This window comes from Rhodococcus oxybenzonivorans, assembly GCF_003130705.1.
Taxonomy (GTDB): Bacteria; Actinomycetota; Actinomycetes; order Mycobacteriales; family Mycobacteriaceae; genus Rhodococcus_F; species Rhodococcus_F oxybenzonivorans.
Genome location: NZ_CP021354.1, coordinates 6,122,749 through 6,137,912 on the forward strand (window position 1 = coordinate 6,122,749; position 15,164 = coordinate 6,137,912).

Consider the following 15,164-nt stretch of genomic DNA (forward strand, 5'->3'; position numbering starts at 1 on the left):
GAATTCTCTCAGCTCCCGTGTTACGTGCGACCGGGCGGGCCGCGCGATCGAGCGGGCGATTGCGGTGCAGTCAGAAGCTGGCCGGGGGAAGGTAGACGGTCTTGTACGTGCGGAACGCGTCCAGACCCTCGGGGCCGAGTTCACGACCCAGGCCGCTGGCCTTGACACCGCCGAATGGGGCGTGCGGATCGTTCGAGTAGTGATTGATGCCGATCGTGCCCGAGCGGATTCGGCGGGCGACGGCGGTTGCTCGTTCGACGTCGGCGGACCAGACCGAGCCGCCGAGTCCGTAGTCGCTGTCGTTGGCGATCTCGATCGCCTCGGCCTCGTCCTCATAGGGTATGACCGTCAGCACTGGGCCGAAGATTTCCTCGCGGGCGATCGTTGCCGAGTTGGTGACGTCGGCGAAGACGGTGGGCTCGACGAACCACCCCTGCTCGAGGCCTGCGATCCGCCCCCCGCCGGTCGTCAGTCGGGCTCCCTCTGCGCGTCCTTTCGCGATGTAGCCCTCGACTCGGTCACGCTGTTTTTCGGACACGAGCGGGCCGATCTTGGTTTTCGGGTCGAGGGGATCCCCGATCGGCAGCGATCGCGCGAGGTCGGTGATGGTGTCGACGATCTCGCCGTATCGGGAGCGTGGTGCGAGGACACGGGTGTTGAGCCAGCAGATCTGGCCGTTGTTGAGGAATGTGACGCCGAAGAAGTTGTCGATCGACGAAGCCAGGTCGGCGTCGTCGAGGACTACGGCCGCGGACTTTCCGCCGAGTTCGAGCGTGACCGGGCGCAGCAAGCGGCCGCACGTTTCGGCGATGGCGCGGCCGGCGCCGGTCGAACCGGTGAACGAGACCTTGTCGACGCCCGGATGCGCGACAAGGTAGGCGCCGAGATCCCGTCCGCCCGGAACGATGTTGAGCACACCGGCAGGCAACCCAGCGGCGTGCGCGGCCTCCGCGACGAGGAACGCGTCGAGCACCGTCTCTTCAGCCGGCTTGAGCACGACGGTGCATCCGGCGGCGAGGGCGGGGGCAATTTTGAGGAACGAGATGGCTTGGGGAACGTTCCACGGCACGATCGCCGCGACGACACCGACCGGTTCGCGGGTCACGATCGCAGACCCACCCAACATTCCGGGGCGCATCTCTTCGGCGGGCTCGGCGGTGGTCAGGCCGGCGTAGTAGCGCAAAAGTACGGGCGGGAACCCGCCCTCGAACTGTTCGGCGAGCCAGATCGGCATGCCGTTCTGCAGCGACACCCGCCGCGCTGTTTCCGGGCTGCGGGACTCGAGCTCCTCCGCGAACCGTTCCAGGACCTTGCTGCGGTCCACCCGATCCCACGCGGCCCAGCCGGTCGGATCGTCGAAGGCGGAGCGAGCAGCCGCGACGGCGGCATCGATGTCGGTTTCGACGGCCAGCGGGACGGACCCGACGGTGGCGCCGTCGGCTGGGGAGCGCACGGTGATCGTCTCACCGGAGCTTGGGGCTGACCATCCTCCGCCGATGTACAGGCTGGAGTAATCAATCGTGCTCATAGTCCTCCTCTGGCGAAACCGCCGGTACGGCGGGGAGACCCTCATGGAGAGGGACATCTGGTGCAACCTTGCTGGACGGCAGAGTTTGGTTCAATAATTTTCGTTTGTTCTGGGTGAAGATCACCCAGAAGGAATAAGCCCTCTCACCCACGCCGGTTTGCGCGCGCCGTTGCAGACATAGCCAGGGAGTGTCGACCCATCCCATTCTCTCCTTTGGTCCAATATTAAGTCCGTCGTTGGCTCTCGGCAAGAGTGTTCTGCACATGTATCCCACCGCGGGAGGTAAACGTACTGACGGTCGGGCCTGCATTACCCTGGCGGGCCACAGGCGAGGAGGTACCGCCTCCCCACAGACGGCGGTACCTGTGCCCCGCATTCGGTGGATGAAGGCTCAGTTCGTCACCTATTACGCGTCCGCGCAGGATCTTCCTGCCAGGAAGTCATCGATGCTCCGGAGCCGATCCCGGTCGGATTCGAACCCGAACGGTGCGTACCAGGATCGCTGGAACGCGAGGAGCCCGCGTGAGGATTCGACCACCCACCGGCCCAGTGTCTGGCGAACCTCGTCCGGCAGCGTCTCGTCCTGTGCGACGGTGCTGACGGCGGCGGCGAGTGCGGCGCCCTGCTCGATGAGTTCGGTGGTGCCGGTGGACGCGGCACCGTGTGCGGCCCGGGCGACATCGAGGCGCTTGGCCAGGTCGCCGGTAGGGGTGGCTGTTGCGGAGAGGTGCGTCAGCACTCCCTCGGCCATTCGAAGATATTCCGCCAGTTCGAATCGGGACCGTTCGTGGATCCGGTAGATCCGCGTACCCAAGAATTCGAGGTAGTCGGCGACGAGGGGTAGTTGCTCGGAGGCAAGCGGATCGGCCGGGTCCACGGCCGGTGCGACCGAGTCGAGGAGTGATTTGCGCAGGGCTCCGAGAGTGTTGCGCGTGTGGTCCATCAGAGCACCTCGCTCAGTAGGGTGTTCAGTTCGTCCGCGGCGACCGCGGCCATGCCCTTGACCCGGCACAGGACGACATCTTGATGAGATTTTCCCAGCTTGGCGACGCGGTGTGCCGAGGCCATGGTGGATACGACGATTTGGTAGGCGTTGAGAATTTTGTAGAATCTGATCCTGTCCGGGTCCACCGGAAGTCCAGTGGCTTGTTCGTAGCGTCGGTAGAAGTCATCTTCGGGGATCAGTCCGCAGACAAGGTAGCGGCCGTGCTCGTCGTGGTGGCCGAAGGTGGACTGTGTGGTCCAGGCAAGGTCTCGGTGCCGGTCGCCGAGATGACCACGTTCCCAGTCGAGCCAGGCCGTGATCTCGAGGGTGGATTCGTCGTAGAGGAAGTTTCCGCTGCGGTAGTCGCCGTGGACGATGCCGGCGTGATCGAGGACGGGCAGGTTGTGGCGCATCCATTGCTCGGCCACGTCCATCAGCGGCAGGTCGGCCGCCCGGTCCTCTTCCCAGGTGCGCCTGGCCTGGTTGAGTAGCCACCGTGCCGCGTCGTCGGTCCCGACCCGGGGTTGGGCCAGGCTGGTGAACGTCGCTGCGGACAGATCGAAGGTGTGAAGTGCCGCCAGGTAGGACAGGAACTGGTCGGCGAGAGATTCGCGGGTGCCGGGACCGAAGTTCGTCCCCAGTCCGCTGATCTTCCCGGTGGTGGTCGCCGACGGTTTGGTGACCCCGCAGACGTAAGAGTAAATCAGTGCGGGTTCGGGAAAGTACTGGCCATCGGTGTCGATGAAGTGCGGTTGTGGGACGGGAATTGTGTCCTGCACTGCGGCGACGAGTTCGAACTCGCGTAGCCGACTGGTGGCATTCGACCCTTCGGCGGGGTCCATTCGGACCACCATCTGCTCACTCGTCCACTCACCGGATTCGTTGCGGTGCAGGGTGAAGCCCATCTGGATCTTGGACACACCACCGGTGAACCATCTCGCGTCCGAGACTCGGAAGGAGCCGTCGATGCGAGTGGAGAGGAACGACTCGACGCACCGGACGAACTCGTCGAGGTCCATCCGCCGGTACGGGCCGAGTGCCCGCCGCTTCATCTTGCGGGTCAGCGTCCGATCCACTTCGGGTTCGGTCGGGTACAGCGCACGCAGATGTTCGATCTGTGTGTCGGTGGGGTCGTCGGCCCAGTCCCGGTCGGGCAAGGCAAGGGTTGCGTTGGTCATTGAGGTTCGCTCCTACTTCAACCGGCCGTGGCGGGACATCCGCTCGGCCAGGTAGTCCAGGCCGAAGATGTCGCCCATCTCGCCGTAACCGACGGCGGAGCCGCGCTCGTAGCGGAACAACGACTGGTAACAGACGTGGGACGGGTTGAACGTGTACCACGGGTGGCCCGCGATCGCGCTACCGAAGAACTCGTACTTCTTGCCGCGCACGTCTGTGGCTGTGACGTGGTTGCTGAAGGCGAGCATGTCGACGCGCTCGGCCTGGATCGTTCCGTCGATCAGGCCGTGGACCTCACCGTGGTCGACGACGTAACCGAAGCGGATCTTGTCGTAGAAGACCTGGCCTCGTTCGATCCGCATCGGCACCGCCATGTGCATCGCGAAGTCCTCACCGAAGTTGATCGAGACCCAGGAGACCGAGCGGGTGCCGATTTCGGTGCGTGGACCCCAACTGTGGTCCATCCCCTCATACGATTCGACCTGGTAGCTCTTGCCCCGCAGTTCCAGTTCGCCGCGGATCCGGCCCTTGACCTCGAAGTGACCGTTTTCCCATTCGTCGCCCTTGCGGGAGTCGTCCGAAGTGGTGAGGTCACGCTCGAAGAGTGGATTCTGATCGGGGTCGTGCGGATCGAACGGGTCGTGTAATCCTTCGAAGGTGAGATCGAAACTCGCTGCGCCGAGGGCATTCTTGTACTGCATGCGGTAGTTGCGGGGACCATCCGAGGAGACGGTCAAGCCGTTATCCAGGGAGTAGTTGCTGAACGATTCGGGGCAGGGAAGGTGCATTTGGGGGTCGGTGAAGTCGACCTCATAGGGTTGCCGGCAGAATCCTTGGCCCAAGATCACCGAGGACAGGGTGACGCCCAGGTTCGGACGGGCCAGCACATAGGCGTTGCCGAAAATCCCCGCTTCGGGTACGGAGATAATCAGAACAGTGGTTTCAGTCCAGGTCCGGTCGGTGAGGTCGCGGGGGTGGAACTCGGTGTCGGTGTAATTGATCACAGTGTTTCCTTGCGTGGTCGAGTCGGTGAATTTTCTGGGTCAGTGATGTCAGTCATGTTGCAGCTGTGCGAATTTCGCGTCTTTCGACGTGGTCGAGGGCAGAGTGTTCGTGGTGGAGGGCAGAGTTTTCGAGATGGTGATCATGAGGATGCCTCCGACGCCCAGGACGATCGCGCCGACGAGGAAGGAGAGTCGGTTGCCGGCATCGCCGGGGAACGCATCGCGGATGATTCCGAACATGTACGGCGAGACGAATCCGCCGATATTGCCGATGCTGCTGATCAATGCGATTCCGGAAGCGGCGGCCGCGCCGGAGACGACCTTCGGCGCGGTGGTCCAGAACGTCGGAATGGTGGCCATCGCGCCGACGGTGCCGACGCAGATCGCGATAGCGGCGACGAACGGATTCGAGGAGACGGTGGCGGCGGCGACGACCCATCCGCTCGCGCCGATCAGAGTGGGAACGGCAAAGTGCCACATGCGTTCCTGGGTTCGGTCCGAGCTTCGGGAGATCAGGACCATGGCGATTCCGGTGAAGATGTACGGTACTGCCGCGATGTAGCCGATGCCGATCGTGCCGATGGTGCCACCGGTCATCTCCTTGATGATCGACGGGAGGAAGAAGCCCATGAGGTAGATGGGCACGACCATGGAGAAGTACACGACCGAGAGCATGAGGACCCGGTAGTTCTTCAGTCCGTCCGTCCATGAGGAGTGGCCGATTCCGTTCCCGGTGGTGTCGGGGTTCTCCTGACGAATTTTGTTCGTAATCCACTGCACCTCAGAGGCATCAAGCCATCGTGCATCGCTCGGCTCGTTCGGGAGGAACTTGAGGATGACGACAGCGAGGAGCAGGCAGGGCAGTCCTTCGGCGATGAACATGAACTGCCATCCGGTGAGACCCCAGGGCTGGAGTGACATGAGGGTGCTTGTGAGGGGTGAGCCGATGGCCGAGGCGACGGGAATGGCAAGGAAGAACAGTCCGAGGATTCGTCCACGGTTCGCCGACGGTACCCATCGTGTGAGGTAGTAGACCACGCCCGGGAGTAGGCCTGCTTCCGCGGCGCCGAGCAGAAAGCGCATTCCGTAGAACATCCAGAGGTTGTCGACCAGCGACATCAAGGCGGTGATCAGGCCCCACGTCACCATGATGCGGGCAATCCAGATCCGGGCGCCGAGTCGGTGGAGCGCGATGTTGCTCGGAACCTCGAAGAGTACGTATGCGATGAAGAAGATACCGGCACCGAGACCGAAGGCCGCTTCAGTAAGACCGAGGTCTGCCTGCATCTCGAGCTTGGCAACGCCGATATTGGTGCGGTCCACGTAGCTGAGTAGTGCACCGAGAAACAACATTGGAACGATCCGGAACGTGATCTTCCGCGAAATGGTGGATTCCGGACTGTGGGGAGCGGAATCGGATGTCTGCGCGGCCGTGTTTCGCCGGCGGTGGTTGTCCATGGTCATCTGAACCTTCTGAGGTGAGATCGCGGAGGGGAGGTGAGCCCCAGCGGTAGTGACGACGTCACCGCGAACCATAAGAAGGTCCACAACAGCAGAACAACGTTGTGTCCGGCTTCCGCAGGAATAGCGCACGCACGCCGCCTGTCGTAGCCGACACTGACACTTCGCCCTACTATTGCCATTCATTGACTGATGGGATATAGCCATTTTCCGGGAATCACTCGGAAATGTGCGCCAGTACGCAGATCCGAGCGCGAAAAGGGTTCTATTCGGAGACTGAGACCACTTTCACCGTCGTGGAGTGATCCACACCACCTGTGGCATACCGGGGTTCCTGAACTATGCTAAATGCACTACAACGACACATCGTGACCAACGAACCGGATCTCGCGTACTTGCCTGACGGCCGCGACGAAACACCTCGGCGAGACCTCCCGCGGGGACTCGCCGTTTTCTGTGCCCAGTTCGCACATCGATTCCCCCGCGTCGAGCCTCGCCGCAGGATGTCTGCCTACGTCCACGGACTCTTGGGCGGCTTGGAACGCACGAATGGGTGGACCCTGGCGGAGGCGGCGGGCGAGACCGGCCCCGAGGGCATGCAGCGATTGCTGAACGCGGCATCGTGGGACGAGGATGGGCTGCGCGACGACGTGCGAGACATGGTGGTCCGGGCAGTCGGTGACGTGTGGCAGGGACGGCTGATAGTCGGGGACACTCGGTTCCTGAAGCGAGGAGACCGTTCTGCCGGGGTGACCACAGGGGTCTCGGCGGACACCGGGAGGCCCGAGAACGCACAAACCGGGATCTTCTTGGCGTACGCGTCCGAAGCGGGTGGGGGCCTGATCGACCGCGAGCTGCACCTGCCGCGTGAATGGACAGACCGCCGGGACCGGTGCCGCGCGGTCGGCATCAACGACTCGGTGCGCTACCAGAGCCCGCCGGATCTAGCGCGGGCGATGATTGGGCGGGCTCTCGATGCTGACGTGCCCTTCGCGTGGGTCACGGCCGGTGAGCCTTATGGGCGGTCGGGGCATCTGCGGAGCTGGCTGGAGGAGCGAGGTGTCCCCCACGTAGTCGAGGTCCCGGGCAACTGTCGGGTCAGCACCGCAAACCTGGAAGTCCGACCCGCCAGCGAGGTGATCGACGCACTATCGGACACGGTATGGCACCGCCTCAGTCACGTCGACGATGTCATCGGATCCCGTGTGCGCGACTGGGCAGCCGTAGATCTACACCGGGCGGGACGACAATACGGAAACTGGTTGCTCGCCGGGCGATCGATCACCAACCCGTCCGACGTCACCTACCACTTGTGCTTCGGTCCGGTCGGCAGCATCCTCTCCGAACTCGCCCGCGTCGCGGACGGACGGCAGGCAATCGAGGAGTGTCTCCAATCCGCCCGGAACCAGGCCGATCTCGGGAACTACCAGGTCCGCCGGTACCAGGCGTGGTACCGCCACATCACCTTGTCGATGGTCGCGGCGGCGTACCTGTTGATCCTGCGACGAAGAGAGGTAAACCGGGATGTGGACGACTTATCGCAGGTGCGGCCGGTTCGCTCCCGACCGAACGCCGTCGCACCTTGGTGGTGAGACGAGCGTTGCGAGACGAGTTCGATACTCGTCCTTGTCGGCGCCGAACCGTCTACGCCGGCATTGCCGCGCCAGTCGCCCCTACAGAGTCTGACCGGGTGTGGGGTTGCGAATCTGTGGTGAGCCCGCGCGCCGAAGCGTGAAGGTCCACCTCGCCAGCCGCCATTCGGCCGGGGACGACGAGTGCGGGGTGGCCTTGAAAGCGAAGTACGAGAAGCGCGGTCTGGATGCTCAATTGGTCCGCGGCGTTGCCGACGACGTCGAGCCCGGTCATGGCGTGAACGCGCGAGAGGCGTAGTCGCACGGTGTTCTCGTGCACACCGAGATGTGTTGCCGCACCACGTGGACTGCGCCCGGCATCGAACCAGCACTGCAGAGTACGCAGTAGATCTGCCGAACCGGGAGCGTCTCCAAGAATGGGGCCGAGAACGTCACCGACGAACCGTCGCAGCGCCGCAACGTCACCGTTCGCCAGGAACACCCGAACCGGCCCCAAATCGTCTACGGCGAGGATTCGGTGCGCCGTCGGCTCGGTAAAACGGTCTACACACCGGACGACTTCGCGGGCCTCACGGTACGCGCGGGAGAACGCGGCAGGTTCGCACACCGACGACACGCCGGCGATCAGTCCAGTTGGCTGGGACACCGCGGCAGCAGCCTGAGTGATCGCGGTCTTGACCCGCGACACCGCCACCACCGACCCGACATCGTCAGAGGCCTCGACCAGCAGGAGCAGCCCCTCCGACCCGCGGGTCGACAGCACCTCGACACCGAGGGAGCGCTCCAGGTGTTCGACCAGGGCATGGTCGAGATCCTCGGTCTCCCCGTCCGGCACCTGTACGAATACCAGTACCCGACGAGCCTCGGTGTTGACACCCAGATACTCACCGCTCGCCGCGAGGTCCTCCTGAGCACCCGTTCCGCGGACGAGTTGTCGAGTCAGTGCAGATTTTGCATTCCACGCGACACGAGCGATGCGCCGTTGGATCAGGAACTGAGCGCCGATACGGCGGGCACTACGAGCGGCGGTGTATTCATCGGTGGGGCGCAGCGGCGTGGGATGTTCATCGATCACCAGCCAGCCGAAGTGCTCACCCCGCTCGACGATTGGGGTGACGATCTTGCGGCGGGCCAGGTCGGTCGTCGGTCCAGCAGCGAGAACGACTGGTCGCGGTCCCGCGGTCGCGTCCGGCGGGTACGAGCGGAGAATTGTTTCGAGCGAAGGCATCGAAATTCGTCCTGCGAAGTTGGGACCTGCGGCGGCGATTCTTCGCTGCCGCCGGTCGAACAGGACCACAGCTTTACCCGTCAACTCCGCACAAACCCGAACGATCGCAGACATGGTGTCGGCAGTCGCGACAGCATCATCGAGTCGCTCGACCACCGCCCCACGCTCGTCGGCGAGCAGTTTGCCATGTTCGAGGTCCCGCCTTCGACGGCGCTGCTCCTCGGCATCGAGAACCGCGGCGGCAGCGGAATCGACAAGCGAGCGGAACGAAGTCAACGCGGCGGAATGTCGAAGGGTGAAGTCACCTTCTCGTCGCGGGTCGCTGAGGAAAAGAAGCCGGATGGGAGCTGACGAGGAGGCGGACAGGCGCAGCAGAACTACCCGCCCGGAATCGCGTTCCCGCAAACAGCTGCCTGACAGGGTCCAACCGGCCGCATGAATCGGCTCGGTCGACGCCAATGCTCGACGAATGAGCGCGTCATCCGGCAGCACTCGGAGTCCGGAGGGCCGCGATCCGCTATGCGAAAGAGGGACGAACATGCCACGAGCACCGTCCTCCACTAGTACGCAGGCGTCCGCAAATCCAGCCTGTGCGGCCGTGTGGGCGAGCAGGCCCTCGAGCACGCGCAGATACAGAGGCGTCGTAGGCAGTTGCGCAGTCATGAGTCCTCACCTAGGTCGGCGTCCGCAAGCATCACCGCCCAGCGTGCACGGGCCGCGAGGGGATCTCGCGGGTAGGGCCGGTGCCCTCACGAGAGCCTCTTTGGACTGACCTTAAACGCTATAAGTGAGAGCGACAACTACAACCAAGCGACAAAACCAACGATTTCGACATGAGAACATCGGCTTGACGCGGCACGGGCCCGTCCAGGACTTCTGCTGCCAAATGAAGCGGAGTCCCAACACACACGGATCGACTCAAGCGCTGACCTGGGGCGCCTCAGAAAGGTGGCAAGACGACTCACTGATGTTCTTGCCGCTTTCTCGAGGCAAATCAGTGTCGGCTGAGGCAGCCGATTGACCCTCGACGCCGTCGTGCGCAAACTCCAGGGCGCACTCGCTTATGGATCGGGATCGTCACCATGAGTTCGAACACTCGAGTGTGCAGCGGAGTTGATTGCTGAGATCACGACGCAGACTTGGGCGAGAGTGGTTGCAGAGGCGACGGTTCGCCCGCGGCGTGAGATTCGAATCCACCGGGACGTGGAGTGAACCCTGGCAGATTCGCTCACATGGCAGAAATCCCACCGTTCACACTGATCGTTTGGCCCGTCAACCGAGCCGAATCCGGGCCGCCGAGAAATACGATCAATGACGCCAGATCTTCTGGCACGGCAACCCCCAGATGCGCTTGCGCCGCAGCTTTCTCGAACAACGACTTGCTGAACCCATCGCTGAGCACATTAGCCGCGGTGGGCGTTCCGTTGATGAGCGACGGGGTCACCGCGTTCACCCGTACACCGTTTCGCTTGCCCTCGATCGCAGCGACTCGCGAGAACATCACGATCGCCGCCATCGCCGCGCCGAGAGCGCTCTCGCCAGGGGTGGGCACCTTCGCGGCGTCCGACGCGATGTTGATAATGCTGCCCCCTCCCTGCTCTTGCATCAGCGGCAGCACTGTGCGAGTCAACAGCATCGGCGGTAGCGCCTGCCCCATGAGAATGCCTGCGATGTCAGATGGCGGAGTGCGATGCAACAGCTCGGGCCGGTACGCCGTCGTAGTCGAATTGACGAGCACGTCCACGGTCCCCAATGCGCGGTGAGCAGCGGCGACCGATCGCTCCACCCAGTCGACATCCGACGCGTCGGTTGCAATGAAGGTCACCTCGACGTCCGCGCACCTGTCGAGGACCACCTGGCATGCATCGCGACCTCGCGCCTCGTTCCTGCCGAGCAACACCAACCGACGAACTCCCGCGTCGACGAAGGCGCATGCGGTCGCGAGACCGACACCCGATGTTCCGCCGGCCAGCAGAACGCCGGAGTCGCCATAGGCTCGGACGAGTGGAGAAGAGTTCACAGTGACCTCCCGGTCGAGATTGTTCTACAGATGATGATACTTGCACACTGCATATGTATAGATATTGCCTCTCGCTGTCATGCGGCCGTATATTCACGCACACGATCGACCGCTCCCACATCGGATCAATGCTTAGCCGTCCGAAGGGTCTATCTACGTCGATCGCCCGCCTATCCGAAGGCGGCCTTGCGACACGTCGGCACGCGAAGCGCGGGTACCCGCCAGTGAACGCCGACGTTTGATACAGAACTAGACACCGAGTCGCTCACGATGTATTACTTTGTATGGGTGTGATCGACGCAACAAGGTCACTTCCCCATCACCTGTGGGGTATGTCGACTTGCCATGACACCTAGCAGTCCTCGCCCGTCCAGACAGGAACACGCATCATGCACCCAGAAATGTCTCTCTGGCTGTCCTCCCCCAGTTCGGGAGTACGCGACATCACCCTCGGCGATCTCCTCAGGGAAGCTGCGAGCACAGTGCCGGATCGAGTTGCACTCGTCGACGGCGTTCCCGAAGCCGACCGACGCACCGAGTGGACGTACAGCCAGCTGCTGTCGGAGACGGAAGCTGTGGCCCGTGCCCTGCTTGCCGAGTTCGAGCCCGGGGACCGGATCGGGATCTGGTCACCCAACAGTGCGGAGTGGGTCATTCTCCAACAGGCCGTCGCGATGGCGGGAATGGTCGTCGTTGCCGCCAACCCCGCATATCGTGCCCACGAACTCGAGTACATACTGCGACAGTCCGGAGCAGTAGCACTGTTCTATCGCGACTCCTACCGCGGAACCGATCTCGGTTCGATCGTCGACGAGATCCGGCCCCGCGTCCCAGCCTTGCGCATGACCATCAGCACAAGCACCTGGCGATTCTTTGTCGCCGCCGCCGCCGACCAGACCATGGAGCTACCCGCGGTTGTTCCGACCGACCCCGTCCAGATCCAATACACCTCTGGAACAACAGGCTTCCCGAAGGGAGCTTTGCTGCATCACAAGGGCATCATCAACGAGGCGAAGTTCGTCTTCGAACGCGCGGGGATGGAGGAGGGCGGAGTCTGCATCAACGCGATGCCGATGTACCACATCGGCGGTGGGGCAGTGACTGAACTGGGAACGTTCTCGTCGCTGGGTACATACGTCGTTCTACCCGGATTCGACGCGGGGCAGACGCTCGAGATGATCGAAACCTACGGCGGTACACACTCGTTGATGGTTCCGACGATGCTGATCGCGTTGCTCGAACACCCCGATCTTGCGACACGGGATATTTCCAGCTTACGCACGGTGCTGTCCGGGGCCGCGACCGTACCCGAAAGTCTGATCAAGCAGGTCATCGAACAACTCGATTGTCAGTTCACGATCTTGTTCGGACAGACCGAAATGCACGGCGTGATCAGCCAGACGCGCGTAACCGACGACCCTGTCGATCAAGCAACCACGGTGGGCCAGCCCCTTCCCGAACTCGAGGTCAAGATCGCTGACCCCGTATCAGGTGAAGTCGTGCCGATCGGGGTACAAGGCGAAATCTGCTGCCGCGGTTATCAGAACATGCTTGGCTACTTCAATATGCCGGACGCTACCGCCAGGACGATTGACGCTGACGGCTGGTTGCACATGGGAGATCTCGGCACCATGGACGCACGCGGATTCATCAGGATTACCGGTCGCCTCACTGACGTCATCATTCGCGGCGGAGTGAACATCTACCCACGGGAGATCGAAGAACTACTGTTCCAGCACCCGGACGTCGCCGACGTGATCGTAGTGGGCATCCCGGACGAGAAGTGGGGCGAGCAAGTCGGCGCCGTCATCCGACTCCACGAAGGCCGCGAGCGTCCGGCGCCCGATGAAATGAAAACCTGGTGTCGTGAGCGCATCTCTGCCCACAAGGCTCCATCCCTGTGGTTTTTCACCGACCAGTTTCCGATGACGCCGACCGGTAAGATCCAGAAGTTCAAAGTGTCTGAACAGATCAGCGCGGGCGAGCTGAGGTCGGCAGTCGAAACCGTGGTTTCCCCCGCCCAGTCGCGTTGAACGTCCGTTTCCAGTGAAGGAGCCGCCGAACACCGGCGTCGGAATGGTCAGGACGGAATAGCACGTCGCGCGCTGGTTTCGATAACCATCTACTAATGCGGCGATGATATCGCCAAGAATGTCACAACACCAGTCACACTCGGTCTCGGAAGGACACATGAATCCCATCGCAAACCGCTACACCGAGCTCGTCGGGATCGACCACCCGATCGTTCAGGAGGGTCTTGGGCCGTTCCGCACTCCCAAGCTTGCGGCCGCCGTATCCAACGCCGGGGGGCTAGGTACTGTCTCGATGCCCGGCATGCCCACCGATCTCGATGCGGGGGCGCGAACGTTCCGCGAACACATCGAAGAATGTGCTGCACTGACGGACCGACCCTTCGCAGTCAATATCCCGGTCGGCGTCGACAACAACGGCGTCGTGCTTCCCTTCACCGACATTTACATTCGCACGGTGCTCGACGCCCGACGGGTCGATCAGTCCCTCGCCGCCCAGCTGACAGTGCTCACCACCTCGGCAGGCTTCCCCGGTGACTACATCGGGATGATCAAGGACGCCGGCCTCATCCATCAGCACAAGGTGGGATCGACGCGACATGCCGTCAAAGCCGCCGAAGCCGGCGTCGACGTGATAATTGCCGCGGGATTCGAGATGGGCGGACATGCCCCGAGTAAAGCCGTGCACTCGTACGTACTGCTGCCCAACGTGACCGAAGCGGTCGATGTTCCGGTTCTGCTCACTGGCGGGGTTCGCGATGCGCGAGGCTTGGCTTCGGCGCTGGCAATGGGCGCCGATGGGGTCGCGATGGGAACACGATTCATAGCCAGCAGTGCGAACTCCGACTGGCATCCGACCTACATCCAAGCCATCCTCGACGCCAAGGAAGGCGACGACGTCGCATTCGACGGCGTCTACGGACCATGTCGAGGGCTGAAGAATGCTGCGTCGCTGAAGCTCCTGAATCACCAGGAAGACGGGACGGGTGAAGTCATCGACGCCGTGGAGTTGACCCGATGGAAAATCGAATCGATGCAGCGTGCCCAGACTACGGGCGACGTCACTGACGGTTTGGTTCTGACGGGTCAGGTCGCCGCTGCGATCGACGACATCATCGACATTGCCCACTTCGTGCCGAACATGGCCGCCGGAGCAGCCGAAATCCTGCGCGGACTCGCATCGGCGCTGCCGGATACAGAGCATGCGTTCTCATGACTCTGCGCTCCTGACGATAATGATCGACGCGGCGCAGATACCATGACGCCCGTGACCGACCCCATGCCGAAGCCGGCGGAGACGAAATCGAGTTCGATCGGCAGCGCTCGTTCCGCGCTCATCTCGATTCTCGGTGAGTTCGTCGCCCCATATCGTCGGCCGGTGCGAACAGCTGCACTACTCTACGTCCTCACCGGCCTCGGATTCGGCGAGCCGGCGAGTAGGCAGGCGATCGCGAGGGCGGGTGCGTCCGGGCTGATCACCGCGGAGCGCGACGGTCGGCAAACGAAGTGGAGTCTCACCGAGCAGGCTCATCAGCTCTTCGTCGAAGGTGTGACGCGGGTGTTCCCCGACATGTCCGGGTCGAGCCGATGGGACGGCAGGTGGCTCGTCGTCATCGCCCCGATTCCGGAATCACACCGCGCGATGCGGAAAAAGTTGTACGCGGCGTTTCGGTGGGCGGGCTTCGGCAACCCGAGCCCAGGCGTCTGGGTCACTCCGCACGTCGACCGCTTGCCCGAAGCAAAGACGGCGATCGATTCCCTGGGGTTGTCATCGAACACCATTTCCTTCATCGGGTCTCCCGTTGACGTGGGGATTCCGGAGAACGAGTTGGTCCATCGCTCGTGGGATCTCGAAATGGTCGCCAGCAGCTACGACGAACTGTTGGCTCGGTTCGACGGAAAAAGACCCCTGTCCGGCGAGGAAGCTCTTTTTGCTCACCTAGAGCTTGCCGATGCCCTTCGCCACACTCCGTACATGGATCCGCAACTGCCCGCCGCGCTTCTTCCCAACTGGACCGGCCTCGACGTGGTCAAGCGTCTGCAGAATTTGCGTGCCGAATGGACGCCAGCAGCCCATGCGCACTGGCTATCCATCGCGCGTCTCGACTGACTTTCTCCGATACCGACCGTCTCTAGCACA

At 62.8% G+C, this 15,164-nt stretch carries 11 protein-coding genes; 4 read left to right on the forward strand and 7 right to left on the reverse strand.

The window, feature by feature from the left end; translation table 11 throughout:
* Positions 1–70: 70 nt before the first annotated feature.
* The 5 genes from CBI38_RS28330 to CBI38_RS28350 form a co-directional block, all read right to left on the reverse strand.
* Positions 71–1,528 carry an aldehyde dehydrogenase gene (locus CBI38_RS28330; protein ID WP_109334191.1) on the reverse strand — a complete coding sequence of 486 codons (1,458 nt, stop codon included), beginning with the start codon at positions 1,526–1,528 and terminating at the stop codon, positions 71–73.
* Positions 1,529–1,934: 406 nt separating this feature from the next.
* Positions 1,935–2,471, reverse strand: coding sequence for a hypothetical protein (locus CBI38_RS28335; protein ID WP_109334193.1), 537 nt, complete (start codon positions 2,469–2,471; stop codon positions 1,935–1,937).
* On the reverse strand, positions 2,471–3,691 hold the full coding sequence (locus CBI38_RS28340) for a phosphotransferase family protein (protein ID WP_109334194.1): 1,221 nt from the start codon (positions 3,689–3,691) through the stop codon (positions 2,471–2,473). The genes CBI38_RS28335 and CBI38_RS28340 overlap by 1 nt, the downstream gene beginning before the upstream one ends.
* 12 nt (positions 3,692–3,703) lie before the next feature.
* A complete protein-coding gene (locus CBI38_RS28345; RefSeq protein ID WP_109334196.1) occupies positions 3,704–4,693 on the reverse strand; it encodes a DUF7064 domain-containing protein in 990 nt (329 codons plus the stop codon).
* Positions 4,694–4,741: 48 nt separating this feature from the next.
* Entirely contained in the window at positions 4,742–6,157 is a 1,416-nt protein-coding gene (locus tag CBI38_RS28350; RefSeq protein WP_162603293.1) for an MFS transporter, read from the reverse strand.
* 392 nt (positions 6,158–6,549) lie between these two features.
* On the opposite strand from CBI38_RS28350, the gene CBI38_RS28355 reads away from it, so the two are divergent.
* Positions 6,550–7,746 carry an IS701 family transposase gene (locus CBI38_RS28355; RefSeq protein ID WP_230990277.1) on the forward strand — a complete coding sequence of 399 codons (1,197 nt, stop codon included), beginning with the start codon at positions 6,550–6,552 and terminating at the stop codon, positions 7,744–7,746.
* 52 nt (positions 7,747–7,798) lie between these two features.
* Here the strand turns inward: CBI38_RS28355 and CBI38_RS28360 are convergent, their stop codons facing one another.
* Both CBI38_RS28360 and CBI38_RS28365 read right to left on the reverse strand, forming a co-directional pair.
* Positions 7,799–9,637, reverse strand: coding sequence for a PucR family transcriptional regulator (locus tag CBI38_RS28360; RefSeq protein WP_230989989.1), 1,839 nt, complete (start codon positions 9,635–9,637; stop codon positions 7,799–7,801).
* Between the two features lie 565 nt (positions 9,638–10,202).
* Complete coding sequence (locus CBI38_RS28365) at positions 10,203–10,994, reverse strand: SDR family NAD(P)-dependent oxidoreductase (protein WP_109334200.1); 792 nt, start codon at positions 10,992–10,994, stop codon at positions 10,203–10,205.
* A 389-nt stretch (positions 10,995–11,383) separates the two neighbouring features.
* Between CBI38_RS28365 and CBI38_RS28370 the strand changes: the two genes are divergently transcribed.
* The 3 genes from CBI38_RS28370 (at position 11,384) to CBI38_RS28380 (ending at position 15,134) form a co-directional block, all read left to right on the forward strand.
* A complete protein-coding gene (locus tag CBI38_RS28370) occupies positions 11,384–13,027 on the forward strand; it encodes an AMP-binding protein (protein WP_109334202.1) in 1,644 nt (547 codons plus the stop codon).
* 157 nt (positions 13,028–13,184) lie between these two features.
* A complete protein-coding gene (locus tag CBI38_RS28375) occupies positions 13,185–14,240 on the forward strand; it encodes an NAD(P)H-dependent flavin oxidoreductase (protein WP_109334204.1) in 1,056 nt (351 codons plus the stop codon).
* 42 nt (positions 14,241–14,282) lie between these two features.
* Positions 14,283–15,134, forward strand: coding sequence for a PaaX family transcriptional regulator (locus CBI38_RS28380; RefSeq protein ID WP_109334206.1), 852 nt, complete (start codon positions 14,283–14,285; stop codon positions 15,132–15,134).
* The last annotated feature ends 30 nt before the right edge of the window (positions 15,135–15,164 follow it).

What these genes read in the sequence shown, in the direction of transcription:
- CBI38_RS28360 (WP_230989989.1), bottom strand. Translation starts at nt 9,637, where the DNA reads ATGACTGCGCAACTGCCTACGACGCCTCTGTATCTGCGCGTGCTCGAG.
- CBI38_RS28375 (WP_109334204.1), top strand. Translation starts at nt 13,185, where the DNA reads ATGAATCCCATCGCAAACCGCTACACCGAGCTCGTCGGGATCGACCAC.
- CBI38_RS28335 (WP_109334193.1), bottom strand. Translation starts at nt 2,471, where the DNA reads ATGGACCACACGCGCAACACTCTCGGAGCCCTGCGCAAATCACTCCTC.
- CBI38_RS28340 (WP_109334194.1), bottom strand. Translation starts at nt 3,691, where the DNA reads ATGACCAACGCAACCCTTGCCTTGCCCGACCGGGACTGGGCCGACGAC.
- CBI38_RS28370 (WP_109334202.1), top strand. Translation starts at nt 11,384, where the DNA reads ATGCACCCAGAAATGTCTCTCTGGCTGTCCTCCCCCAGTTCGGGAGTA.
- CBI38_RS28380 (WP_109334206.1), top strand. Translation starts at nt 14,283, where the DNA reads ATGACGCCCGTGACCGACCCCATGCCGAAGCCGGCGGAGACGAAATCG.
- CBI38_RS28330 (WP_109334191.1), bottom strand. Translation starts at nt 1,528, where the DNA reads ATGAGCACGATTGATTACTCCAGCCTGTACATCGGCGGAGGATGGTCA.
- CBI38_RS28350 (WP_162603293.1), bottom strand. Translation starts at nt 6,157, where the DNA reads ATGACCATGGACAACCACCGCCGGCGAAACACGGCCGCGCAGACATCC.